Source organism: Acidithiobacillus sp. (assembly GCF_023229925.1).
Classification (GTDB): Bacteria; Pseudomonadota; Gammaproteobacteria; order Acidithiobacillales; family Acidithiobacillaceae; genus Acidithiobacillus.
On sequence record NZ_JALNYM010000002.1, the window covers coordinates 378,531 to 402,242 of the forward strand.

Sequence of the window (23,712 nt, forward strand, 5' to 3'; positions counted from 1 at the left end):
TACAGCTAGAAATCAAAACGGAAAAAAGGCAAAAAAGGTACTGTTGGAATAGGTCTGCGCCATGTTCTCCGCCCATGTCAGCATATCGTTCTTCGCCAGCCCTAACCTCCCGGCTTGGGCCATGCGGTACTGATGGGAGAACCTGTCCTTGAAAATGAACCATTTGCCATACTGCTGGCTAGCGACCCGATGCTGACTGATGAGCCCTTTAATCCAGATGGTCAAACAATACCAGCGCTATCAATAGCGAGACGATTACTTATTCCTACAACTAAATCCGACCCACCTGTACTTTATGGAAAATTACGGATGATTATTTCAACATTTTTAGCAAGTTATGAAAAATTTTATGTATCGGAGGCATGGCTGACTCCAGGATGGCTTCCGGGAAGTCGGTTTGTTGGTGATGGCTGTGAGGCTCCATGGATAACTTGTGATCAGGCCATAGTGGTGCCAGACGAGCGGAGCTCCAACATAAGGGTTGTGACTGCCCATATGTCACCGCTTGTCTCGTGGAAACACAGCACTGGTCAGATTTGAACCCCACCATGGCCGTTTCAGAATTTTTCATCCAACGCCAGGACGATTTCGCTAACATTTCGTCTCGCCCTTCTGCGTCAAAGGCATTTCGAATCCGCCAGTACCAATTATCGGATCGACAGGATATCCGCCGCTTATGCTGCGATACAGGCTTTCTCGGCAAGCCCATCGACCGGATATTTTGCGATCGCGAGCTCTTTGCCGACCTCCACACCACCCCCTATCTTGATTACGAGCCGGAATGGACCTTCGTCGCCGAGGCGGACGGTCACTTAGTAGGTTACCTGCTTGGTTCAGTGCGCCGCGTCTTTCCCTGGCTGCTCGTCTATGAAGGCTCCCTTACCGCCCTAAGGATGTGGTCCCGCAGCCTGAAGGGCACTTACGACCATCATCGCAGCCGAATTTATGTACATTGGCTCCTGACCAGAAGCTTCCGGGAATGCCCCAGACACCCTTCGGGGGCCGCTCACATGCACTTTAACGTGGTAACTTCCTACCGGGGCCAAGGTGTTGGCCTAGCCCTCTGGCGTGCCTTTGAAACAGCCTTGCAGGCAGCCGGTATCACCCATTATTTCGGCGAGTTCTTTTCCTACCCAGGGAGGCGGCCCGAACTGGTCTACCGGCGCTTTGGGCTTCGCGTTTATGATGCGGTGGACACCACTATCTACGCCCCCGAGATACCCCAACCCGTCCGCCTTACCTGTGTACACAAAGTCCTCAACGGGCAGGTCCCGACATGCTGGGCGCCGCGTTCTTCATCCCGACAGTGATTGTGCCGGCGCTGCTCATCACACACTGCCTGACATTCTGGCCACAGCGACACACTGAGCAGATTCTGTGGAAAAATAGCGCCTCAGAACGCCAAAATGACTGTATTGTATGGGGTCGATCTGAAACGTTCTTAACCGTAGAATGAAAAATGACTGCAGGCGTGGCGATAGTCACATCGAAGCCATAGAGCATACAGCCATTACTACATAGCGGTGGGGCGTCGTGGTCCATCGACCGTCACCGAGGACTCCCGGCGGGTTAGCCTACCACGAGTTTCATTCTCCCAGCACCCGCTTCTCGACAAGAAAGTCCACGAATACCCTCAGCTTGGGCAGCATGTACCGATTGCCGGGCCACAGAATCGAGAACTTGCCGCTCTCCGCGACGAATTCGTCGAGGACGAACACCAATGTGCCGGTGCCAATGGCCTCACGCACCGCGAAGTTGGGCAGGTAGGCGATTCCCAGACCAGCCATGGAGGCGGAGATCAGTGCTTCCACACTGTTGAATGTGTGGGTGCCCGGGACGGGAATGCGGGCTGCTCCAGTCCGCTCGGCATCGAACTTCCACTCCTGCAACTGCCCCGTCGTAGGGAACTTGTATCGCAGGCATGCGTGGTTCGCTAGATCAGTTGGAACTCGCGGCACGCCGCAACTGGCAAAGTAGTGGGGCGCTCCCACCAAAACGAAGTGGAATGTTCCCAAGCAGCGAGCCTTGAGCTGGGAGTTGCCCATGTCTCCACTGCGGATGGCGGCGTCTACGCCTTCGGCGATCATATCGATCAATCTGTCGTTGAAGTCAAGATCGAGCTCGATGTTGGGATACCGAGTCACGAACTCGCGGAGGACGGGCATCAGCATGCGGTAGCCGATCGCCGGAACGCTGACCCTCAGCTTCCCGCGGGGCATACCGACCAATCGGGAAAGCTCATATTCCGCCTCCTCAATCTCCTCGACGATTCGTCGGCAGCGCTCGAAAAAAAGTGCCCCCTCTTCGGTCAGTCTGAGTCGACGCGTACTGCGATTGAACAAGCGGACACCGAGTTCATCCTCAAGCCGCGCCACGCTCTTGCTGATCGCCGACGCAGAGACGCCAAGCCGCTCACTGGCGGCGACAAAGCTATTCATTTCCGCAGAGCGGACAAACGCCATGATCCCGCTCAAGCTGTCCATCGCCAACCTATTGAGGATATTTTATCAATTGTAAAAGGAATTATAGCCGATTTCTCATACATTAACGACTTTATATCATTCACTTATCTGATCGTTACTGCGGCAGGTGCAGCCCACGCGCCGCATAGGAGAGACTACCTATGGAAACCACTTTAAAAGCCTCCTTGCCGCCACCTTCCCATACCGCGTCCAGCCGAGGCCAGGCTTGGGTGCTCGCGGCCGTATGTTTGGCCGCGCTGATCCTGCCTCTCAGCTTTACTGGCGGTGTCGTTGCAACACCGACGATCAGCCGGGATCTTGGTGGCAGCTCGCTGGCGTTGAACTGGATCACCAATGCCTTCATGCTGAGCTTTGGAAGTCTCTTGATGCCTGCGGGCGCGTTAGCAGATGCGTTCGGCCGCAAGCGGCTCTTCGCGAGCGGGGTATTGGCCTTTTCGATTGCGTCCGTAATCATCGCATGGGCGCCGAACATCGCTTGGCTCGATGTACTGCGCGCCGTTCAAGGAATCGCTGCTGCAACGGCACTGGCGGGCGGGTCGGCAGCGCTCGCTCAAGAGTTCGACGGCATCGCGCGCACCCGGGCATTCAGCCTGCTGGGCACCAGCTTCGGCGCAGGACTGGCGTTTGGCCCAGTGCTGGCGGGACTGCTCATCGAGCACGAGGGATGGCGTTCGATGTTTCTTTCCAGCGCCTTTGTTGGGACATTTGCTCTGTTACTGGGCGTGCCCAGGATGCGGGAATCACGTGATCCTGACGCGATGCGTTTTGATTGGCTAGGCGCAGTAAGCTTCACCGGCACGCTCGGTCTGTTCACCTGGGGGGTGTTGCAATTGCCCACTAGTGGCTGGTCAAGCTTTCAAGCATGGGGACTGATCGGCGGATCCTTGTTGGCGTTCGCCGTCTTTCTCCGCGTCGAAAGGCGAACACACCGACCCATGCTAGACCTGTCGCTGTTTCGGTATCCGCGTTTCGTTGGCGTGCAGATGCTACCGGTGGCGACCAGCTATTGCTATGTGGTCCTCCTGGTTTTGTTGCCCTTGCGACTTATCGGCATTGAGGGTCGAAACGAAGTCAGCGCGGGGTTGACCATGATCGCGCTGTCGATTCCGATGCTGGTGATGCCCAGTATCGCCGCCGTCCTGACCCGATGGGCTTCGGCAGGCAAGATATCTGCCGCCGGGCTGTTGATCGCCGCGCTCGGATTGTTCTGGCTTAGCTGCATTGATCCGTCAAATCGTCAGGCATCCCTCTTGGGGCCGTTGTTGGTCATCGGCGTCGGAACGGGGCTTCCGTGGGGACTCATGGATGGCCTGGCGGTAAGCGTAGTGCCCAAGGAGCGCGCTGGCATGGCCACCGGCATCTTCAGCACCACCCGAGTGGCGGGCGAAGGCATGGCCATCGCCATCGTGAGCGCGCTGCTGACCTTGTTCATTCAATTCCATCTGCCAGAGAACATCTCAACGTGGCGTGTCGCAACAGCACAGCATCTCGCCATGGGCGACATGGCTGCCGTAGAAAGTCATGTCCTCGATACTGTCAACACCAACGCTCTGGTTACCGTATATGGCGCGGCCTTTCAGTGGCTCATCTACTTCCTGATTCTTATCACCGTTTTCTCAGCCATGGTGGTAGGCTGGTTGCTGGGAGACCAAGATCGTCAACATACTGACGGCTACCACATCTCCTCGTGACAATGGCACAGGTAGAATGAGTATCCAATGTGCCGTCATACAGACAATTGCTCTGGATCAGATAATGATCCTTGAGTCTCCGCTGCTGAACGGCCATTTTCAGACTGAATGCGGATATTGGATTTCCCAAGCACACGCTCAACAGATATTCAGGAACCAATCATGTAGTGGATGACTTGACACGCTGAATTGCACTATGATTTTTTCATCATGGCATAGCAGTAGGAGAGGCGACGACACGGCAGGCCAAACAATTGGCAGCGGCGGGAATTGATCTAAAGATGCGCAATTGTAACACCGATGATGGCGGAGTAACCCCGATGTGTGACGAACAGAATGGAAGCAATAAATTGAAGCCTGAAGGTATGCGTCGGCGTGATCTGTTGAAGGGTATTGCGATTACGGCCGGCGCTGTGGTGGCAGGATCCATTACAGGCATGAATCCTATTGGCGTAGCCCATGCGGCAGAGAAATGTCCGGGAATGACACCGAAAGCTACGTTGCAGTATCAGCCACATCCCAAGGGCAAGGATCAATGTTCCGTGTGCGCATATTTTATTGCGCCACACTGCTGCACAGTCGTGGCTGGCTCCATCGCGCCAGCCGGTTGGTGTATGGCATTTATACCGAAACCAGCGTAGTGATGATACAAGCGCAAACCGCCGAAAATTCTGCCGGCAAACCTCGACGGCACGGTTTCTGGCCACAACGCCCGTCCGACACGATTTTCCGTATACGGTCTGCTCAATTTTGAGCGGCGTTGGTCCAGTTGTCGGCGGTGCCGGAAAACATTGGTTTGGCGAGAGCCAGCCAATGCTGACTCTGCGCCCACGCCGGGAAGATCGGCGATTATGGCTTACACCCAATTAATGAGTTTTTGGAACCAGGCTTGGTTCCCGCTTTGACTGGATCAAGAATCCGATAGGCGAGCAGCTTCACAGGGTCGGTCACGAGGAACCACGCCAGCGCATAACCCCAGACGAACGCCGCCCAACCCCAGCCTAGGGGCGTCATGAACAGCCCATAAACCGCTATCAGCGTCGCCACGATTTGCGTGCCGAGCACGGCCCCCCACAAAATCCGCGCCGGGCGTATCGACCAGAAGGGGCCGCGCGTGCGCGTCTGGAAAATCGTCAGATGCCCGGCTACCGACAGCATCAGATACATCATTGTCTGGAGATGCGCATGGTTGAGGTGATAGACCCGATCGCCAAGGAAAAACAGGCCAAACGCGGCGATGGGGCCGACAAGGCCCAGCACTGTGGCAATCCCCAGCACCATGCGCATGTTCCAGGCCTCGGGCTGGTCCCTGTAATGCACGTTGTCATAGGCGATGGACAGGATGGCGCCGTCGTTGAGCAAGGCGAGCATCACGATCATTACCGCCGTCACCGGATAGAAATTGAAGATCAGGATCGAGAGCGTCATGAACAGCAGCACGCGCAGCGTTTCGGCAATGCGGTAGATCGCGTAGCTGTTCATCCTCTGGAAAATCTTCCGGCTTTCCTTGATCGCATCGATGATCACCGACAGGCCCGGCGTCATCAGCACGATGGCCGCTGCCGCGCGCGCCGCGTCGGTCGCGTCCGATACGGCGATGCCGCAGTCGGCTTTCTTCAGCGCGGGGGCATCATTCACCCCGTCGCCGGTCATGCCGACGATATGGCCGCGTTTTTGCAGGACATCCACGATGTGGAACTTGTGTTCGGGAAACACCTGGGCGAAACCATCGGCCTTTTCGATGGACTCGGCCACCTCTGCGGTTTCTTCCTTTTTGGAGTCGCCGAGGCTGGAGGCATCGAGGATATTGGCGCCCATGTCCAGCTTCTTGGCGGTTTCCTTGGCGATAGCCAGTGCGTCCCCCGTCACCATCTTGACCTGCACGCCCATCGCCAGCGCGGTGGCAATGGTTGCCTTGGCATCTTCCCGCGGCGGATCGAACAAGGGCAGCACGCCGACAAACTGCCATGGGCCATCTCCCTCGGACCGCGCCACGCCCAGCGAACGAAAACCGCTCGCCGCGAAGTCGTTGACCGCTTTGTCGACTGCGGACTTGACTTCACCGGCATTGGCCGCCAGCGCCAGGATCACCTGCGGAGCGCCCTTGGTCACCTTGAATGGTTTTCCATCCGCGCCCTTGATGGTCGCTTCGGTGCGCTTGTGCACCGGGTCGAACGCCTGGAAATGTGTTACCTGGTAGCCCTTCAGGGCCTTGTCGTCTTTCAGTCCGCCCAGCACGGCCAGATCGATGGTGTCCTTGTCGTCCGCGCGCGACGCCAGCGCGGCGTCGAGGATGACTTGCTCGGTAGGGATACCGTTCACGCAGAACGGATCGCCCAGCGTCAGCTGGTTCTGGGTCAGGGTGCCGGTCTTGTCCGCGCACAATATGTCCACGCCAGCCAGTTCCTCAATGGCCACCAACCGGCTGACGATCGCCTGCTTCTTGGCGAGCTGACGCGCGCCGACCGCCATCGTGACCGACAATACCGTGGGCATCGCCACCGGAATCGCGGCCACGGTCAGGACCAGGGCGAATTGCAAGGTGGTGAGGATCGGATCGCCGCGGAAAATCGCGACACCAATAATCACAGCCACCAGCACCACCGCGAGAATGATCAGGTAGTTGCCGATTTTTAACACCGCCTTTTGAAAATGACTGACGGTGTGGGCGTCTTGCACCAGTTCTGCGGTCTTGCCGAAGTAGGTGTTCGCGCCCGTGGCATAGACCAGCGCGCTACTCTCACCGCGGCGGATGATGGAACCGGAAAACACCGCGTCGCCCAGCTTGCGCGACGCGGGCAAGGACTCTCCGGTCAGCGCGGACTGGTCGACCGACATGGGGTCGCCGTCGAGCAGCCGCACATCCGCCGGCACGATGTCGCCCAGGCGCATGCGAATGACATCGCCCGGCACCAGCTCGCGCGCCGCCGGGTTGACCCACTTCCCGTCACGTATCACCCGGGCCTTGACTGCCAGCTTGGCCTTGAGGGCCTCGATGGCATTGCCCGCTGCGTGTTCCTCCCAGAATCCGACCACGGCGTTGGCCAAGAGCAGAACCAGGATGATGAAAAAGTCCGGCCAATGCCGGGCTACGGCCGAAAGAATCACGGCTGCTTCGATCATCCACGGGATCGGGCCCCAAAAATAGGTGAGGAATTTGAGGAAGGCATTGGCCCTCTTTTCTTCGATCTCGTTCGGTCCGTATTGGGTCAGCCGCTTTTCCGCCTCGGCTTGGGTGAGCCCGTCCGGCGACGACGCCAATTTCTTCTCCACCTCCGCCAGCGGCAGGGATTTCAGATCGTCCTTCGCATCGGACTTCGATTTAGGCTTCGGAACTGACTTCGCTTCGGGCGCCTTGGACTGGTCGGTATCTGGTTTCATGAGGGGTATTCCTTCTGTCTTTGCGGGCCCCAAGATTTCGTGAGTTGCAGGAAATTTGTTGTCATACCCCGGAAAAGAAGTTCATTTAGCCCTTTTGCCACAGCACGATGGCGATGCGCGTGGATTTTACGGCGCGATCTTTTTCCCACCAGGTGGCCGGGCGAATGCCCTGCACCAGAAACGTCGTCACCCCAGCCAGGTTAACGCAGATCAGGTTCATCAGAAACAGCGACGACGCACCCATTGCCAGCGCCACCATCACCCCTCAATCAAGGTCGTCGACACACCTGTGGTGAACGCCAGCGCGCCCGATGCCAAGGCCACTGTCGGCACGCGGCAGTGTCGCTTCGACGGGCAGAACCACAACCCGGTTGCCCGCCTCGCCGGTATACCGATTCTCCAGCAAATCCAGCACCGCTTCGTTCCGTTCCGTTCCGCATCCAACAAGATCCGCACCAGCACTTCTCCGTCAGGCAAGCGGAGTTGCTGGTGTTCGAGCACCTGATGCTCCTTGAGAAGGTCACGGAGTTCCGCGCCATCCTTCTCCTGCAACACCATCTCGATCAGTCGCAGCGCCATCGCGGTATCATCCTTTCCATTTCCAATCGCGGATTTCCGGCATGTCCTGGCCGTGCTTGTTGATGTACTGCTTGTGCTCGATCAGCTTGTCCTTGAACTGCTGCTTCAGGTAGATACCCTGGTCACCGGTCTGCGGCAGGCGGTCGATGGTGTCCATCACGAGGTGGAAGCGATCCAGGTCGTTCAGCACCGTCATATCGAAGGGCGTGGTGATGGTGCCCTCTTCCTTGTAGCCGCGGACGTGAAAGTTGCCGTGGTTGGTGCGGCGGTAGGTGAGCCGGTGGATCAACCACGGGTAGCCATGGAAGGCAAAGATCACCGGCCTGTTCTTGGTGAAAAGCGCGTCGAAGTCCATGTCGCTCAAGCCATGGGGATGCTCGATTTGCGGCTGCAGCTTCATCAGGTCGACGACGTTCACCACGCGGATTTTCAGGTCAGGCAGATGCTCGCGCAGGATGGAGACGGCGGCGAGCGTCTCCAGCGTGGGCACGTCGCCACAGCAGGCCATGACCACGTCGGGCGCCACGGCCTGGTCGTTGCTGGCCCACTGCCAGATGCCGATACCCTCGGTGCAATGCTTGACGGCGGCCTCCATCGACAGCCATTGCGGCGCTTGATATTTGCCGGCGATCACCACGTTGACGTAGTGGCGACTGCGCAGGCAGTGGTCCCAGACCGAGAGCAGGCAGTTGGCATCCGGCGGCAGATAAACGCGCACGACATCGGCCTTCTTGTTCACCACGTGGTCGATGAAACCAGGGTCCTGATGGGTAAAGCCGTTATGCATCTGCTGCCAGACATGCGAGGCCAGCAGATAATTCAGCGACGCGATTTTCCGCCGCCAGGGCAGATCCGCCGTGACCTTCAGCCACTTGGCGTGCTGATTGAACATCGAGTCGATGATATGAATGAACGACTCGTAGCTATTGAACAACCCATGCCGGCCGGTGAGCAGATAACCTTCGAGCCAGCCTTCGCACTGATGCTCGCTCAACATCTCCATGACCCGTCCATCGCGGGCGAGGAATTCATCGTTGGCCTGTGTGCGTGCGTCCCACTGCCGGTTGGTGACCTCAAACACGGTGTTCAAGCGGTTGGATAGCGTTTCGTCAGGGCCAAAGATTCTGAAATTGCGTTGCGCCCAATTGAGCTTGGCGACATCGCGCAGGAAGACACCGAGCTGGTGCGTGTCGGCCGCCGTCACGGCCCCCGGTGACGGCACATTCACCGCGTAGTCCCGGAAGTCCGGCATGATCAGGTCGCGCAGCAGCATGCCGCCGTTGGCGTGGGGATTGGCGCCCATGCGTCGCTCGCCTCTGGGCGCAAGTTCGGCCAGTTCCGGTTTGAGGCGGCCCGACTCGTCGAACAGTTCCTCCGGCCGGTAGCTCTTCAGCCAGTCTTCCAGCAGCTTGAGGTGTTCGGGATGGTCCGCATCCACCGCGATGGGCACTTGATGCGCGCGGAAGGTACCTTCGATTTGCTGGCCATCCACCCATCCGGGACCGGTCCAGCCTTTGGGCGACTTGAGCACGATCATCGGCCAGCGCGGACGCATGGTATTACCGTTGACGCGGGCATTGTGCTGAATCTCCTTGATCTGCTCCACCGCTGTATCGAGGACCGCGGCCATGGTCTCGTGCATCAGCGCCGGATCATCGCCTTCGACGTAAAAAGGCGTCCAGCCGCAGCCGCGGAAGAACTGATCCAGTTCCTCCGGCTCGATGCGGGCGAAAACCGTCGGATTGGCGATCTTGTAGCCATTGAGATGCAGGATCGGCAGCACCGCGCCATCGGCGACCGGATCGAGAAACTTGTTGGAATGCCAAGCGGTGGCCAGGGGGCCGGTTTCCGCCTCGCCATCGCCGACGACACACGCCACGATCAACTCGGGATTGTCAAACACCGCCCCGAACGAATGGCTGAGCGAGTAGCCCAGCTCACCGCCCTCGTGGATCGAGCCCGGGCATTCCGGCGAGGCGTGGCTGGGAATGCCACCGGGAAACGAGAACTGTTTGAAGAGCTTCTGCAGCCCGGCCTCATCCTGGCCGATATTGGGATAGATCTCGCTATAGGTGCCCTCGAGGTAGGTGTTGCTCACCACGGCCGGCCCGCCGTGCCCGGGGCCGGAGACGTAAATCATGTCGAGGTCGTATTTCTTGATGATCCGGTTCAGGTGCACGTAGATGAAATTCTGCCCCGGCGTCGTGCCCCAGTGCCCCAGCAGCATATGCTTCACGTCCGCCAGCGTTAGCCGACGTTTCAGCAACGGATTGTCATAGAGATAAATCTGGCCGACCGACAGATAGTTGGCGGCACGCCAGTAGGCATCCATCTTGTGGAGCCGTTCCGGTGTGAGGACGTTTGTTGTCATGGTTGATGTTTCCTTATCTGGCATTTTGATATCCCAGTTTCACCACGTTCTAGAAAATCCAAATGGATCGGCCGCTTGCCAAATTTCCACTTTCATCAGATCAACCGAAAATGTCCGATCAGTTGATCTTGCTCGATTAACGTTGGGACACTACTGTCAGCATAGACGGAAAAAGTCGCATCAGCGCTCTGGTGCGGGTTCGAAGGGCGGGTGGAAATGCGCCGGGGTCGATACGGTTAGTCGCTTGAAACAGGACTGTCCACTTATTGTCAGGACACCTCAGTCTGGGTTGCCGCCACGACCATGAACACCAGGATTTTTAGAACCACAAAAAAATCCTTAAAAAAATCCTTGCATGCTTCCATAAATATCATTATGGTGATCTGCGGACAAGTGGTCCGAATTTAACGCAAGTAGGAAGTTCCTAAACATGGCAACTGGCACAGTAAAATGGTTCAACGACAGCAAAGGATTTGGTTTTATCACACCCGAGGATGGCAAGGAGGATGTGTTTGTGCATCATTCTGCTATTCAAGGCAGCGGCTTTAAGACCTTGGCAGAAGGCGCACGTGTAACGTTTAACAGCGTTCGCGGCCCGAAAGGCATGCAGGCTGAGGACGTGCGCGAGGCATAATCCTTTACCGGATGGTTGCCACAGGACGCCGCTCTTTTGCGGCGTTTTTTTGTGGTGCGCACAGCGGGGCGCACCCACTTGGGAGGACGAAGTCCTCTACTCGCCCGGCAAGAGGAAGCGTTAGCCGAACGGCAAGGGTATTACCGATCGGGTGAATGCGCGTTTTGGCAGCGGAACACCGCGTGCCCATAAATGCGTTTGCGGCCTGAAAGAGCGACGGCGTAAACTATCTTGTGCTTCACGGCACACCTTTTCATGTTCACTATTTCTGGACATCGACATGCCCCAATTACGATTTCCTGCGCTGGTAACGACGCCACCGGCACGGACCGACAGCCCTTTGTCGCCGGAACAAAAGACATTTAACCGTCTCAGCCAGCAGATTGCCAAAGTCCGCCAGCAGATGAGCGATTGGGAAACCGCTATGGCGGCAACGCGAAAGCGTGTGCTCAAGGACCTTCTGCCTTTGCGTAACCAACATCTGCAACTGCGCATTCAGTTGCTGGCGCAGCTGGACACCATCAGCCTGACCCAGAAACTGGGGAAAGCGGATGGCGAGACCCTATCCCAAGTGATTGCCCGTTTGGCCGAGAACCTCATGGCGGAATCCGCCGATCCTCAGCTGCAAGAAATATATGATCGGCACGGCGGTCCTGACGCAGAGGAGCAGGCCATCTTCGCCGAGATGAAAGCGTCCATGGAGGATTTTTTCAACCTAAACTCTGAAGCTGCGGGTACAGGAGAAGGGTCTTCAGAAAACCCAAAGGCATGGGCGGAAGAGGAAACGCGCCAAACGCAGTCACAGCGAGCAAGCCAACGCGGCCGACCCAAAACGGCCCGGCAAAAGGCGCAAGAAGCGCATCCCGCAGAACAGGCGGGGCAGATTCACCAGTCCCTGCAGGGCATCTATCGACGTCTGGTCAGTGCGGTGCATCCCGACCGGGAGGCGGATCCGGTCATACGTGCCCACAAAACGGCACTGATGCAACGGATCAATCAGGCCTATGGGGAAAATGATCTCTTGCAACTGCTGGCCCTCCAGCACGAGTTGGGCCTGATGGACGCGCAAGCCATTCATAAGTTGGGCGATGCGCATTTGAAAAAGTACAACCAGGCCCTCAAAGAACAACTGGCCAAATTAAAACGTAAAATCCAGGAACTCCAACAGCACCTGGCCAACAATATCGGGATGTCCCCTTTTGGGATGCAGTCACCGCATGTCCTGGCGCGGGATCTTCAGGAAACCATTCAGGCAACCCGACAGGCCATTAGCGGATTACGACAGGAGATGAAACAACTTTCGCAACCCGCCTACCTCAAACGCTGGATAAAGACTGCACGACGCGAATTGGCCTCGGAAGACTACATTTACGATGATTTTTACTGAAGCGATGCGAACATCTGCTAAAAATATCGACCGTATAAATGAGTGAATGGACGATATGCAGCGTTTGCGGTCATTCCCATCGAGGTTCGGAACAGGTAATATCGGCCAAAAGCTGCCGTCCACACACTTTCCATATCAGGTTGTTCAAAGACCGGATTAGCGCGAAAACCTGTCGTTAAGCTAATTCCGTGCCGGCGCTAGCGCCGTGTTTCTGTTTTTAATACATTCATATAGTGACGGCGGGCATGATAGTGACACAGAATAAAATAGTTGCAATCAGTTCAGGTACGTCACTATATTAAAGAATGTCCAGACCCAACGGTCTTTATATTTACTGTTAGGCGTGTCGGCCGCATAGCAATAGGTGAAATATGGAACTCAATGACCTGCATCTGATAACTAAAGAAATAATTCCGCCCTTACCCGGTGGTCTTAAATATGCCGCCAAAGTCCATGCTTTATTTGTGATGCTAGGTGGTGAAAGAAAGAGAGTTTCGCATGAGTTTGGTGAGGAATGGGGGCAAACAGATTCCGAGGCAAGAGCAAAGATGACTGCTCTTGTAGAAAAATGGGTTACATCGCAACAATAAAAATGTCCAACCTGTCGTTCGAGAGCGCCTGCGCAAAATCTCACAGCCCTCAACTTTACGTTAGATTGCCAAGAACGTGACGCTAGAACATTTTCGTACGATCAAAGAGCAAGGCCGCTGGGGTGCGTACGCTAATTCCCTGCTTAATGAGCCGGAACTGACACCATCGGCGATTGCTCAGTTCGGAACATACTGGATAGAGGCAGGGCACCGTATACGTGAACAGATCGGAGATGACCAGTTGCTAATACGGCTTCTTCGTCGTCTCCTCCCACCCTATGAAGGGGGATCAATCGAGCTATTCCGAGGCGAGAACAGAACCAGATGGGAGAGCAAGATTATCGGTTTAGCCTGGACTTCAAAAGCCAATATCGCGAGGATGTTCGGAAGTGGGTTAAATGCACTAGATACAGGTGGTGTGTTATTGAAGGCGCATTTCGCTCCTGTGGCAATCATAAGCGGGCCGAACGCGCACAGTAATTATTTGGGTGAGGAGCAATTCACCGTCGATCCATTCGCGGGAACTGCGATTTCAGTGATTGAGTATTACCCTGCTATCACGTGATGAAAATCGAAGTTGTACCCGGGAGGCTGATTCCAACCATGGCACTGAACCGGATTGAACTTCGAAATCTCTGCTATCCTACCTCAAATTGCAAATAGTCCTATATTTACTGTGGGCGTCTGAATAGCGTCCGAAGGATACCGAATGCAATCGATCCACTTTCTCGGGAGAGTCCTCCCTCCAAGCGCACAGGTAAGTGTTTCATTCGCTCCAAACATCAAGTGGGGGGCCCCAGAGATCGGTCTTGACATGGAATTCACATGCCGAATTGAGAACTCGAACATTGATGTCGAATGTCAAGTAAAAGAATATCGGTCTGAGTATCTCCCTGAGTTCTATAGGCGTGCGCTGGATATATGTCGAGCTCAAGTTGATTTGGTTGCATTCAAGATGGGTTGGGGGCTAACAGTCGTCTTGGAAAGTTTCATAGACTCAAATGGCATCGCCTCTCAGATAGTCCCAAAAGACGATAGTCTTGCTCAGCTGTGCACTGCGTTTTCACTGGATCAAGGTCTTGATGAATTATGTATAAAAGTTATTCAAAGCGTCCCGCTATTCATGGCATTGCGCGATCTAATCGCGGCGATATCCTTGCCTAATGTCGCGCCCGTTGACTGTGCTCGCGCTATGGACCGTTTAAAGCATCTCGTTGCTTCACCAGGAATGACTGACAAACAGGCGTGGCTACAGCTTCGGCAGGCTCTTCAAATTGATGAGGCCTACTTAAAATACATTACCGATTATTCCGCGAACCCTCGGCACGGAAAGCCTGGACACATCCCCGGAACAGTCACGACAGAAATAACTCGCCGTGCTTGGATCATCATGAACAGATTTTTTGAGTATCTAAAGCGTGGCAATGTCGTACTTGATCCGTCTGAGTTTCCGCTGTTGACTAGTCTTTGACCCCAAACATGACTTAAAGTAGGCGCCCAACCCATCATTCCACCAGACTTGGGTGAAAAGCCGCGCAGGCTAGTGAATTCGGAGGTTAGTGTTCTCAATGAATGCCATTGATCTGCAACGACCAGAATTGTTACCTGAAGCTCTCAGGGCGCGTCTTCAATCTATTGAATCGCTTTGCCGTAATGAGGAGTTTTCCGAGAATCTGGTGCAACACCCAAAGGTTCGAAATATCGTCATTGAACTTGATAGCTATTGCATGGATAGGCGAGTTCTAGGTATTCACTACACACGAGCCATTCGCACCGATATTGAACGTAAGGGCTTACTCGTTCGTACAGGTGCTGAGATACGCGATGAGTTTGTCCAACGTTTTGGTGAAGAATTTGGAGCAGATGAATTGGGACAGCTTCAAAGATTGTGGTCTTCGCACCAAGAGAAGCAAGCTAATATCAGAGATTCAATGCTTTGGTTTAACTTCACGCTAAGCGCATACGGAAGCTCGGGCTCCGCATACCTAGTAGGCATGTACGGAGGGGAACAGATCCACATGGGCATTGCAATGGATACTCCAGTCGGGAAAAAATTGGCGGGTATTGGGGAACCACTTTTGGTTAAATGTGCCCTTGATCCTCACAAAGTCAAAACGTGCATTGAACACCCTTGGGGAAAGATACTGGTGTCTTCTTTCCACATGAAAGTAGAGCCAGAGGCGTTCCGCATTGACCAAGACGGAAAGGTTACAGAATCAATATCACCTGAGGATTTGGTCGTTGAGTCAGCACACTAGCAATGGGCTAAGCCCAATCGTTTGCGAGTAGAAAAGCGGCTGCTTTGCGCCGCATACCCGTCGCTGAACTTGTGATGACCCGACTGGCAACTATGGGTCGGATGATGTCATTTTATCGCCGCCAATGAACGTCCGCAAACAGTCTGTTACTGCCGTTCGCTCTGCAAGGTACTAGGCACCCCGTCGCCTGTAGACAAAGCCTGTTGCAAGAAGCCAAAGACGGTTGCCGCCACGCGCTTCGCGCATACACTCCCCGCGACTACTCTCACGCCGTCCATAGCTGAGGCCGACCCTGTTCTACAAACATACTCGGTCGCCGTTGGATTCAGATGGGCTGGATGATGCTACCTTGTCCGTTAACAGCGCATGCGTGCCCTGCTAGCGGACAATCCGGATTAATAACTATAGGCAAGCCCGAGATTCATACCGAGCAGATTGGTCGATGATGGGGGCTCCTTACCAATATACGCATTGGCACCTTGATAAAACGTTACAATGCCCGTCCCAGTGTAGGTAAAGTGGGTGAAATTCAAGCCACCATAAACATGCCATCCACCAGAAATTTTATAGTCTGCGTGAATCCCTACGGTTTCTTCTCCGCTGGTACCAAACCCGGAGGACCATTGGGATGTTTTGATACCTCCGCCAACAAGCGCGAGTACGCGCATGTCAGCACCGAGGACCAACCTGGCTGTCGGTGCGTACTGATACATGAGGCCGGCGCCAACAAGCCCAGAATGGTAACGCTCATGCGTACCTGGGAGCTGTCTGTTCCACAACTGAAATCCACCCGCTACATAAGGTGTGAGCATCATGTTATTACTAATAGAAAAACCTTTACCCAATTTTCCCAGAAAGTTCTGCGTGGTCGCCTGATCTGTCGAATGGAGCGGGACATAGGAACCTATGTATGATCCTTTATAAGCTATCCCGGCCGAAGAATAATTGTAATTCAGCGATAAATACAGATTTTCTGTAAGGTTGTTATTCATCCCAGAGAGATTCACCGAAAATCCCGGCAGCCAACCCGATTCTGTATCATCAATTGGAGAACTGAGAACGCCCGTTGTAGCGAAGTGCTCTTGGTAATTCATCAAGGTCCCTGTAGCGGCAATGCCGACCTCATTATTTGCCGCAACAATAGGATTCTGGCTGGCATTCCAGGCGCTGTCGGCCATGGCAGAAACGGAAAACAGGGTCAGGCTTGCTGCAGTCAGGGTTGCGATAGCGTTCTTGTTGATCATGCGGACGTCCTTTTGTTTATCCGTTAAGACAGTGTTCACACGCTGAATCAACCTGTAACTGATTGTAAAAACAACACGTCGCAGAGTCAGCAAAGACTTATATAGAACAGGACCTCGCAATCGCAAGGTCAACCCGTAACATTTCGCAACAATTTCATCCGGGACCACATCTTCCTTATCATTCCGCTTTCCGAGAGAATGACGGCTCCACTGCCGAGGAACCTGAGTGTGCCCCCCAAAGCGCTATTGCTGGCTGTCTGTACCGTTTTCTGTGTGGCTCAAGGCGGACTGGCGCAAGCGGGCGTCGGTGCATGGCTGGCCGACCCGCTGGATACAGAGAGCGGCTTGAGTGCCAGTCCGGCCCAGCCTTGGACCACCCAAGCCGCCCTGCCCGATTTACCTAAGCTCCAGGGTCTTTCTGAGGCGGAGCAGGCGCAAATCTGGACGCTCCCGCAACTCACTGCGTATGCCCTCGCCCACAACCCGCAGACCGCCGCCGCATGGGATGGTTTGCGCGCCCAGGCCGCAAGCCTGGGAATGGCGGAAAGCGCCTGGCTGCCCAGCCTGACCCTCAATACCGGTTTTAGTCGTCGGCAGGCGGTCTCCACCGTCGGCTTTACGGTGCCGGCACGCAACAGCGCCAACCCCAATCTGACCCTGAATTACACCCTGTGGGACTTTGGTCTGCGCGCCGCCAAGGTGGATGCTGCCCGCGCCCAGAAATGGGTGGCGGGCTTCACCCAGAACCAGAGCATCCAGACCGTGGCCTTCAGCGTCGCACAGGCCTATTACCAGCTCCTCGGCAATCAATCCCTATTGCTGGCCGATGAAAAGACCGTTGCGGAAAACCAGAAAAACCTGGAAGCCGCCGAGGTACTGCATCGTGCCGGGCAAGCCACCATCGGCGCCCTCTATCAGGCCCGGGCCGCCATGGCGCAGGCGCAGTCCACCCTCGCCGAGCAACGCCAGACCGTGCATAGCAGCGAGGGGTCGCTAGCCAGCACCCTGGGCCTCAGTCCTCAGACCCACCTGAAGATTGCGCATCTCAAGCTGTATCAGGAACCGCCCCAACTCCACGGCGCCGCTGAGACGCTGATGCACGCCGCCCTCACCGCCAATCCCGCTTTGCAGCAGGCGCGGGCCCAGGTCGCCATAGCCCAGGCCAATGTCCGCAGCGCCGCGGCCAGCGGGCTGCCCAGTCTGGGGGTCAGCAGTTCCTACGGTTACGCTTTTCAGAACGGCTATCGGCCCGGCGACACCTGGACGGTGGGTTTTACCCTGACCGTACCCCTCTTCACCGGCTTCAACACCCATTATCAGATACGCCAGACGCAGGCCCTGAGGGACCAGGCCCAATCCAACCTCGCGGCCAGCCGCAGCAGCACCGAAACCACGGTCTGGCAGGATTTTCACAACTTCCAGGGCGCGGTTGCGGCCTACCCCGGCGCACAGAGCGGTCTGGAAAATGCCGGGAAGGCGCTGGAAGTGGTACAGGCCCAGTACCGGGTCGGCCAGGCTACCATTCAGGATGTCCTCCTTGCCGAATCCACCCTGGCGCAGGCGCGCTACACCCTGATTCAGAATCTGGTTAACAGTTACGTCGCCCTGGCGCAGCTCAGTCAGGCCGTCGGCATGCCTTTGGGAGAGAATGCACCGTGACCCGTCCCCCTATTGTCCTCTTGCTGCCGCTGGCAGCTCTCGCCCTGCTGTTGAGTGGTTGTCAGAGCAAAACCAAGCATGAAATGCCGCCCCTGCAGGTCAGCCTCGTTAGCGCCAGCACCCGCCCCATGACCCATTATGAAGGTTTTCTGGGCATGGTGACGCCCCTGCAAACAGCGACACTCGTGCCGCAGACTTCCGGCATCCTGCAGAACGTGCAGTTTACCGAGGGGAGTATCGTCGAGAAGGGACAAATCCTGTTCACCATCGACCCGGCACAGATGCAGGCAGCGCTCGCCCAAGCCCAGGCCAAACTGGTGGCGGATCAGGCCACAGCGCGCTACAACCGTAACATAGTGGAGCAGGACCGTCCGCTGGCAGAAAAGGATTTCATCACCCGGCAGAGTTTCGATCAGACAGTCTCCCAGGCACAGGCGGCAACAGCGCAGGTGCAGGCGGATCAGGCCGCTTTAAGGCAGGCGCGCCTCAATCTCTCTTACACCCGCATCACCGCCCCCATCAGCGGTCGCATCGGCCTGACTCAGGTCAAGGCCGGCAACCTGGTCATTGCCAACCAGACGCAACTGGCGACCATCAATCAGATCGCACCCATTACCGTGAATTTCAGCATTCCCCAGGGCTTGCTGACTGCGGCGCGGCGGGCGCAACAGCAAGCAACCCCCCTGCCGATTCACGATGAGAAGGGCGGTACCGTACTCGCTCAGGGCAAGCTCACTTTCATTGATAACAGCGTCAGTGCGGGGACCGCCACCATCAGCCTGCAGGCTACCGTACCTAACGCCAACCTCGGCCTCTGGCCGGGACAATATGTGCAAGTGCAGATGCCGGTAGAGCAGGTGGCCCAGGCGACGGTGCTGCCGGTGGGAGCAATCCAGCAAGGCAGTAGCGGGCCTTTTGTCTATGTGGTGCAAGACGGCAAAGCGGTGGACAAGCCGGTGCAGGTGCTCTGGGAATCAGGCACGGATGCCGTGGTACAGGGCGTAGACCAGCGTATTCGGGTGATCTTTCCGCTTCCTGCCCGCCTCTACCCGGGGGTGAAGGTGCAACTCACCGGCGCCCACGCAGCCACCGGTCCACATGAGGGCCAGCAGAGGAAGCCCGCATGAATTTCTCCGCCCTCTTCATCCGCCGCCCGGTGATGACGGTCGTCTTTATTCTCGGATTGGTGCTGTACGGAATTTTTGCCTTTATGAAACTGCCGGTAGCCTTGCTGCCCAGTGTGGACTTTCCGACGGTCATGGTCGCGGCGACTCTGCCGGGAGCGAGCCCACAGACCATGGCCAGCGCCGTCGCTACGCCTTTGGAGAAACAGTTTTCCGCCATTCCCGGCTTGTCCTCCATGAGCTCGGTGAACAATCAGGGCGCGACGCGGGTCATCCTGCAGTTTGACCTCAGCCAGAACATAGATGTCGCTACCCAGAATGTCGAAAACGCGGTCACCCAGGCCGCTCACCTGCTACCGCCAGGCATGCCCAACCTACCCTTCGTCAAGCAGCTTAACCCGTCGGCGGCACCTATCGAGTTTATTGCTTTAGCCGCACCCAATATGCCTATCTACCAACTCAACCAATACGCGGTAGACAAGGTTGTGCCCGCCATTTCCGGTATCCCCGGCGTCGCACAAGTGCAGATATTTGGCGAACAGAATTACGCGGTCCGCATCCACGCCAACCCCTTTTCCATGCAAGCGCACGGGATATCGCTGCAGGCCCTTACCCAGGCCATTTCCAGTCATAACGTCAACCTGCCGCAGGGCACCGTGCTGGGTGCAGTGCGCAATTATGCGGTGAATGTGCATGGCCAGCTCCACGATGCCCAGGCTTTCGCTGGCATGCCCATCACCTACGCCAACGGCGCGGTGGTGCCACTGGCCGATATCGCCGAGGTCCGCAACGGGGTGGACAATGACCAGATCGCCAGTTGGATCGGTGGCCAGCGCGCCCTGATTCTCGCCGTGGTGCGCCAACCCAATGCCGACACAGTGGCCATCTCTGACGCTATCCAGAAACGCTTGCCCCTGCTGAGCGCCAGCCTACCCGGCGGCGCCCACCTGACGGTGGTGTACGATAAGGCCGACTACATCCGTGCGGCGGTGGAAGAAGTCGAAGTCACCCTGTTGCTCGCCTCTATATTGGTGGCTGCGGTGCTCTGGCTCTTCTTGCGCCGCGGCAGCCCGACCCTGATCGGCGCTCTGGCGATTCCCGCTTCCATTCTCGGCACCTTCGCCGTCACTTACGCGCTGGGTTACACGCTCAATACGCTGACGCTCCTGGCGCTGACCCTGGCGGTGGGCTTTGTGGTGGATGATGCCGTGGTCATGCTGGAAAACATCGCTCGCCATGAGGAAAACGGCGAAGAACCCTATCAGGCGGCGATCGTGGGCAGCCGCGAGATCGGCTTTACCGTGATTTCCATGACCCTGTCGCTGGCCGTCGTCTTTTTGCCGTTTCTGGTGATGGGCGGCATCATCGGTCGTTTATTTCGCGAGTTCGGCGTCACTATCGCGGTGGTCATCCTATTGTCCGGACTGGTATCCCTTACGCTAACTCCCATGCTTTGCGCCCGCTATCTACGGATGAAACATCAAGGACAGAGCCGCTTCGAGTCTGGTTTTGTGCGCCTGCGCGACTGGTACGGGCGTAGTCTGCGGGTGGCGCTCAGCCATCGCGGCTGGGTGTATGGCGGGGCCTTGCTGAGTCTGCTGGCCATGATCGGACTCTTTATCCTGCTGCCCAAGGGCTTCATCCCTACCGAAGACGGCGGCATGATCATGGGCAATCTGGAGTATCCCCAAGGCATTTCCTTTGCCCAACTCGAAACCACCCAGAAGGCTATCGCCGCCGCCGTCGGCCACAATCAAGCAGTGCAGTCCGTCATGTCCAGCGCCGGACAGGGAGCAGGTGCCTTTAGCTCTGCCAATACCGGGCGTCTGATCATCCGCCTCAAGCCCCTGGGGGAGCGGGCATCAGGTACGCAGGTCATCGCTGAACTGCGCCGTGCCGTCAGCCATTTTGCCGGAGTGGAAGCGAGTTTCCAGTTGCCGCCGGCTATTCAGATGGGGCCGGTCTCGTCGCAATCTCATTACCAATACATTCTGCAGAGCGAGGATCAGAATAGCCTGAATGTGACCGTGCCCAAACTGGTAGCCGCCCTGCGCAAAGTACCTGGACTACAGGCGGTCAACAGTGATCTGCAATTAGCCAACCCGGAAATTGAGGTGCACATCCTGCACCAGCGCGCCCAGGCCCTGGGTGTTACCCCTGAAGCCATCGAGCAAGCACTGAACTTCGCTTTCGGCGGCACCCAGGTGGGCACCATCTACGCCTCCACCAATCAATATGAGGTCATTCTCGACCTGGCGCGGCAGTTTCAGAAGAATCTCGGGGCGCTTTCGGCGATCACTGTGCCCGGCAGCACCGGCCTGGTGCCCCTGGCCGCATTGGCGCGCTTCGCTTACGGCGTGGGGCCACTGAGTATCAGTCACTACAACGGACTGCCCAGCGTGACCATATCTTTCAACCTGGCGCCGGGGGTATCTTTGGGAGCGGCAACCCAGGCGGTGCAAAAGGCCGCGTCGGAGGTGTTACCCGCCAATGTGCAGGGTGAGTTCGGTGGATCGGCGGCGGCCTTTGCCCAGTCCACGGGCAGCCTGCCGTTGCTACTGCTGGCCACGGTAGCACTGATCTATGCCATTCTCGCTATCCTCTATGAGGATTTCATCCACCCTCTGACCATCCTCACCGCCCTGCCGCTGGCGGGTTTCGGCGCCTTGTTGGCGCTGTGGATATTTCATCAGGAGCTAGATCTCTTCAGCTTTGTCGGCATCATCATGCTGGTGGGGCTGGTCAAAAAGAATGGCATCATTATGGTGGACTTTGCCGTTCATCGCCGCCGCGAGGGCGCCACGGCAGTGGACGCCATGGTCGACGCCTGCATCACCCGGTTTCGGCCTATCATGATGACGAATCTTGCCGCGGTACTGGGTATTCTGCCTATCGCCATTGGTATCGGGGCGGGTGCCGCATCGCGGGTACCGCTGGGCGTGGCCGTGGCTGGCGGCATCATCGTCTCGCAGTTTCTGACCCTCTATGTGACACCGGCATTCTATGTACTCTTTGAAGGGTGGAAGGGGCGTTGGCGGGGCAAGGTGCCAGTTTCAGAGCCTGCATCCTTGTGATATATAGCGGGCGAAGACCAACTACCTGAGAGTCTCAAATCATGCCCGCAAAAATACTTTTTCTCTGGCTCGCGCTTACCCTGTCGGGTTGCGCTTCCCTGCCATCTTCTTCAACCGCTACGGTGGGAGCCGCCGCGCGGAGTGCCGCCATGGCCAAGCGCAATGCCGAATCCGCACAGCAACACCTCGCCGCTGTCACCGCCCAACGCGCCGAGGCTAGACAGCAATTCTGCCCCAACTGGCGGCAGGCGCTGGATCATGCACGCAGCAATGCGATTGGTTGCGCGCGAATGCCCGCAAACGAACAAGTCACCTGCTGGCAAGCCGTTTCCCAATGGGCGCAGGAAGAAAGCCATTATTTTCATGCCTTGGCTCCTCTTCTCCAGGGCAGTGCTTATGCGTCCCCAGCAGCCCGGGCTGCGCATTTTTTTGATCTGACTCGGGGTTGGGCCATTACCTGTCAGAATGGCCAAAAGGCCTGCACCGCTGCGTCTGGACACCAGCAAATGGACCATAGTAAAAACGCCGTCAATCAATTCTGCAGACGTTAATCAAGAATCTTGTAACGACGTTTCATAAGAGGTACTTTTTTCATCTTTAGGGGAACGGGTTATCCTACGAGCAATGCGGTTTTGCGCAAGCAACCCACAAATAGCCGACTATCACCAAGGGGGATCATCATGCTCAAAACGTTCGCCAAAGATTTCAAAATATTTTTGCAACGCGGCAATGTCATCGATCTGGCCGTAGCCTTTGTTATTGGCACAGCATTTTCTGCCATTGTGACCTCATTGGTCAGTAACCTGATCATGCCGCCTATCGGTATGTTGCTCAACAAGGTCGACTTTTCCAATCTCTATATCGTGTTGAAGGAAGGTACCGTTCCCGGTCCCTACCTGACTCTGGAGGCAGCCAGAAAGGCGGGCGCCGTGACCGTGAATTACGGTCTCTTTATCACGTCACTGATCAGCTTTTTCATCATTGCGCTGGTTATTTTTTCTATTGTGCGGGTCATCAACAAGCTCTACCCCAAACCTGCTGCCGCCGTGACCACCAAAACTTGCCCCTTCTGTGCCTCTGCCATTCCCTTGGCCGCGACACGCTGTCCCAACTGCACCTCACAACTGGAATCCTGAAATGGCGGCGCAGGGGTACCCGGCATAGGCGCCCGCCTGCCGGGCATCCCGCTCCCATTTTGTTCTCAGCGGTGAGCATGTCGTCGCTTTGATGCCGCGCT

At 56.5% G+C, this 23,712-nt stretch carries 21 protein-coding genes; 15 read left to right on the forward strand and 6 right to left on the reverse strand.

Annotation, left to right across the window (positions count from 1 at the left end; translation table 11 throughout):
• The first annotated feature begins 132 nt into the window (after positions 1 to 132).
• Positions 133 to 540: a hypothetical protein gene (locus M0P56_RS08325; protein WP_291509585.1), complete on the forward strand. Its 408-nt coding sequence runs from the start codon at positions 133 to 135 to the stop codon at positions 538 to 540.
• 8 nt (positions 541 to 548) lie between these two features.
• The gene (locus tag M0P56_RS08330; protein ID WP_291509586.1) at positions 549 to 1,310 is read left to right on the forward strand and encodes a GNAT family N-acetyltransferase; all 762 of its coding nucleotides are present in this window, start codon (positions 549 to 551) and stop codon (positions 1,308 to 1,310) included.
• Between the two features lie 276 nt (positions 1,311 to 1,586).
• On the opposite strand, the gene M0P56_RS08335 is transcribed toward M0P56_RS08330, so the two are convergent.
• Positions 1,587 to 2,483 (reverse strand): LysR family transcriptional regulator, encoded by an 897-nt coding sequence (locus tag M0P56_RS08335; protein ID WP_291509587.1) that lies wholly within the window; start codon positions 2,481 to 2,483, stop codon positions 1,587 to 1,589.
• 140 nt (positions 2,484 to 2,623) lie between these two features.
• On the opposite strand from M0P56_RS08335, the gene M0P56_RS08340 reads away from it, so the two are divergent.
• Positions 2,624 to 4,174 (forward strand): MFS transporter, encoded by a 1,551-nt coding sequence (locus M0P56_RS08340; RefSeq protein ID WP_291509588.1) that lies wholly within the window; start codon positions 2,624 to 2,626, stop codon positions 4,172 to 4,174.
• A gap of 365 nt (positions 4,175 to 4,539) precedes the next feature.
• Complete coding sequence (gene iro, locus M0P56_RS08345; RefSeq protein WP_291509864.1) at positions 4,540 to 4,815, forward strand: iron oxidase; 276 nt, start codon at positions 4,540 to 4,542, stop codon at positions 4,813 to 4,815.
• A gap of 208 nt (positions 4,816 to 5,023) precedes the next feature.
• Here iro and M0P56_RS08350 read toward each other — a convergent pair whose 3' ends face one another.
• From M0P56_RS08350 to M0P56_RS08365, 4 genes are all read right to left on the reverse strand, one after another.
• Positions 5,024 to 7,555, reverse strand: a complete 2,532-nt coding sequence (locus M0P56_RS08350) for a plasma-membrane proton-efflux P-type ATPase (protein WP_291509589.1) — start codon at positions 7,553 to 7,555, stop codon at positions 5,024 to 5,026.
• An 85-nt stretch (positions 7,556 to 7,640) separates the two neighbouring features.
• Positions 7,641 to 7,814, reverse strand: a complete 174-nt coding sequence (locus M0P56_RS08355) for a hypothetical protein (protein ID WP_291509590.1) — start codon at positions 7,812 to 7,814, stop codon at positions 7,641 to 7,643.
• Positions 7,814 to 8,134: a hypothetical protein gene (locus M0P56_RS08360; protein ID WP_291509591.1), complete on the reverse strand. Its 321-nt coding sequence runs from the start codon at positions 8,132 to 8,134 to the stop codon at positions 7,814 to 7,816. The genes M0P56_RS08355 and M0P56_RS08360 overlap by 1 nt, the downstream gene beginning before the upstream one ends.
• Positions 8,135 to 8,141: 7 nt before the next feature.
• Positions 8,142 to 10,505, reverse strand: coding sequence for a phosphoketolase (locus M0P56_RS08365; protein ID WP_291509592.1), 2,364 nt, complete (start codon positions 10,503 to 10,505; stop codon positions 8,142 to 8,144).
• Positions 10,506 to 10,935: 430 nt separating this feature from the next.
• On the opposite strand from M0P56_RS08365, the gene M0P56_RS08370 reads away from it, so the two are divergent.
• From M0P56_RS08370 to M0P56_RS08395, 6 genes are all read left to right on the forward strand, one after another.
• The gene (locus M0P56_RS08370; RefSeq protein ID WP_014027598.1) at positions 10,936 to 11,139 is read left to right on the forward strand and encodes a cold-shock protein; all 204 of its coding nucleotides are present in this window, start codon (positions 10,936 to 10,938) and stop codon (positions 11,137 to 11,139) included.
• Between the two features lie 280 nt (positions 11,140 to 11,419).
• Positions 11,420 to 12,526 (forward strand): J domain-containing protein, encoded by a 1,107-nt coding sequence (locus tag M0P56_RS08375; protein ID WP_291509593.1) that lies wholly within the window; start codon positions 11,420 to 11,422, stop codon positions 12,524 to 12,526.
• A gap of 371 nt (positions 12,527 to 12,897) precedes the next feature.
• Entirely contained in the window at positions 12,898 to 13,116 is a 219-nt protein-coding gene (locus M0P56_RS08380; protein WP_291509594.1) for a hypothetical protein, read from the forward strand.
• Positions 13,117 to 13,192: 76 nt separating this feature from the next.
• Positions 13,193 to 13,681 carry a hypothetical protein gene (locus M0P56_RS08385; RefSeq protein WP_291509595.1) on the forward strand — a complete coding sequence of 163 codons (489 nt, stop codon included), beginning with the start codon at positions 13,193 to 13,195 and terminating at the stop codon, positions 13,679 to 13,681.
• Positions 13,682 to 13,930: 249 nt separating this feature from the next.
• Positions 13,931 to 14,587: a hypothetical protein gene (locus tag M0P56_RS08390; RefSeq protein WP_291509596.1), complete on the forward strand. Its 657-nt coding sequence runs from the start codon at positions 13,931 to 13,933 to the stop codon at positions 14,585 to 14,587.
• A gap of 97 nt (positions 14,588 to 14,684) precedes the next feature.
• Positions 14,685 to 15,374 carry a hypothetical protein gene (locus M0P56_RS08395; RefSeq protein ID WP_291509597.1) on the forward strand — a complete coding sequence of 230 codons (690 nt, stop codon included), beginning with the start codon at positions 14,685 to 14,687 and terminating at the stop codon, positions 15,372 to 15,374.
• Positions 15,375 to 15,769: 395 nt separating this feature from the next.
• Here M0P56_RS08395 and M0P56_RS08400 read toward each other — a convergent pair whose 3' ends face one another.
• Positions 15,770 to 16,618, reverse strand: a complete 849-nt coding sequence (locus M0P56_RS08400) for a hypothetical protein (RefSeq protein ID WP_291509598.1) — start codon at positions 16,616 to 16,618, stop codon at positions 15,770 to 15,772.
• Between the two features lie 228 nt (positions 16,619 to 16,846).
• Between M0P56_RS08400 and M0P56_RS08405 the strand changes: the two genes are divergently transcribed.
• The 5 genes from M0P56_RS08405 to mscL all read left to right on the forward strand — a co-directional run bounded on the left by M0P56_RS08405 (position 16,847) and on the right by mscL (position 23,611).
• Positions 16,847 to 18,277 carry a TolC family protein gene (locus tag M0P56_RS08405; protein ID WP_291509599.1) on the forward strand — a complete coding sequence of 477 codons (1,431 nt, stop codon included), beginning with the start codon at positions 16,847 to 16,849 and terminating at the stop codon, positions 18,275 to 18,277.
• Entirely contained in the window at positions 18,274 to 19,404 is a 1,131-nt protein-coding gene (locus M0P56_RS08410; RefSeq protein WP_291509600.1) for an efflux RND transporter periplasmic adaptor subunit, read from the forward strand. Before M0P56_RS08405 ends, M0P56_RS08410 begins: the two co-directional genes overlap by 4 nt.
• Entirely contained in the window at positions 19,401 to 22,475 is a 3,075-nt protein-coding gene (locus M0P56_RS08415; RefSeq protein ID WP_291509601.1) for an efflux RND transporter permease subunit, read from the forward strand. The genes M0P56_RS08410 and M0P56_RS08415 overlap by 4 nt, the downstream gene beginning before the upstream one ends.
• Positions 22,476 to 22,516: 41 nt before the next feature.
• The gene (locus M0P56_RS08420) at positions 22,517 to 23,026 is read left to right on the forward strand and encodes a hypothetical protein (RefSeq protein WP_291509602.1); all 510 of its coding nucleotides are present in this window, start codon (positions 22,517 to 22,519) and stop codon (positions 23,024 to 23,026) included.
• Positions 23,027 to 23,155: 129 nt separating this feature from the next.
• Entirely contained in the window at positions 23,156 to 23,611 is a 456-nt protein-coding gene (gene mscL, locus M0P56_RS08425) for a large conductance mechanosensitive channel protein MscL (protein WP_291509603.1), read from the forward strand.
• Positions 23,612 to 23,712 lie beyond the last annotated feature (101 nt).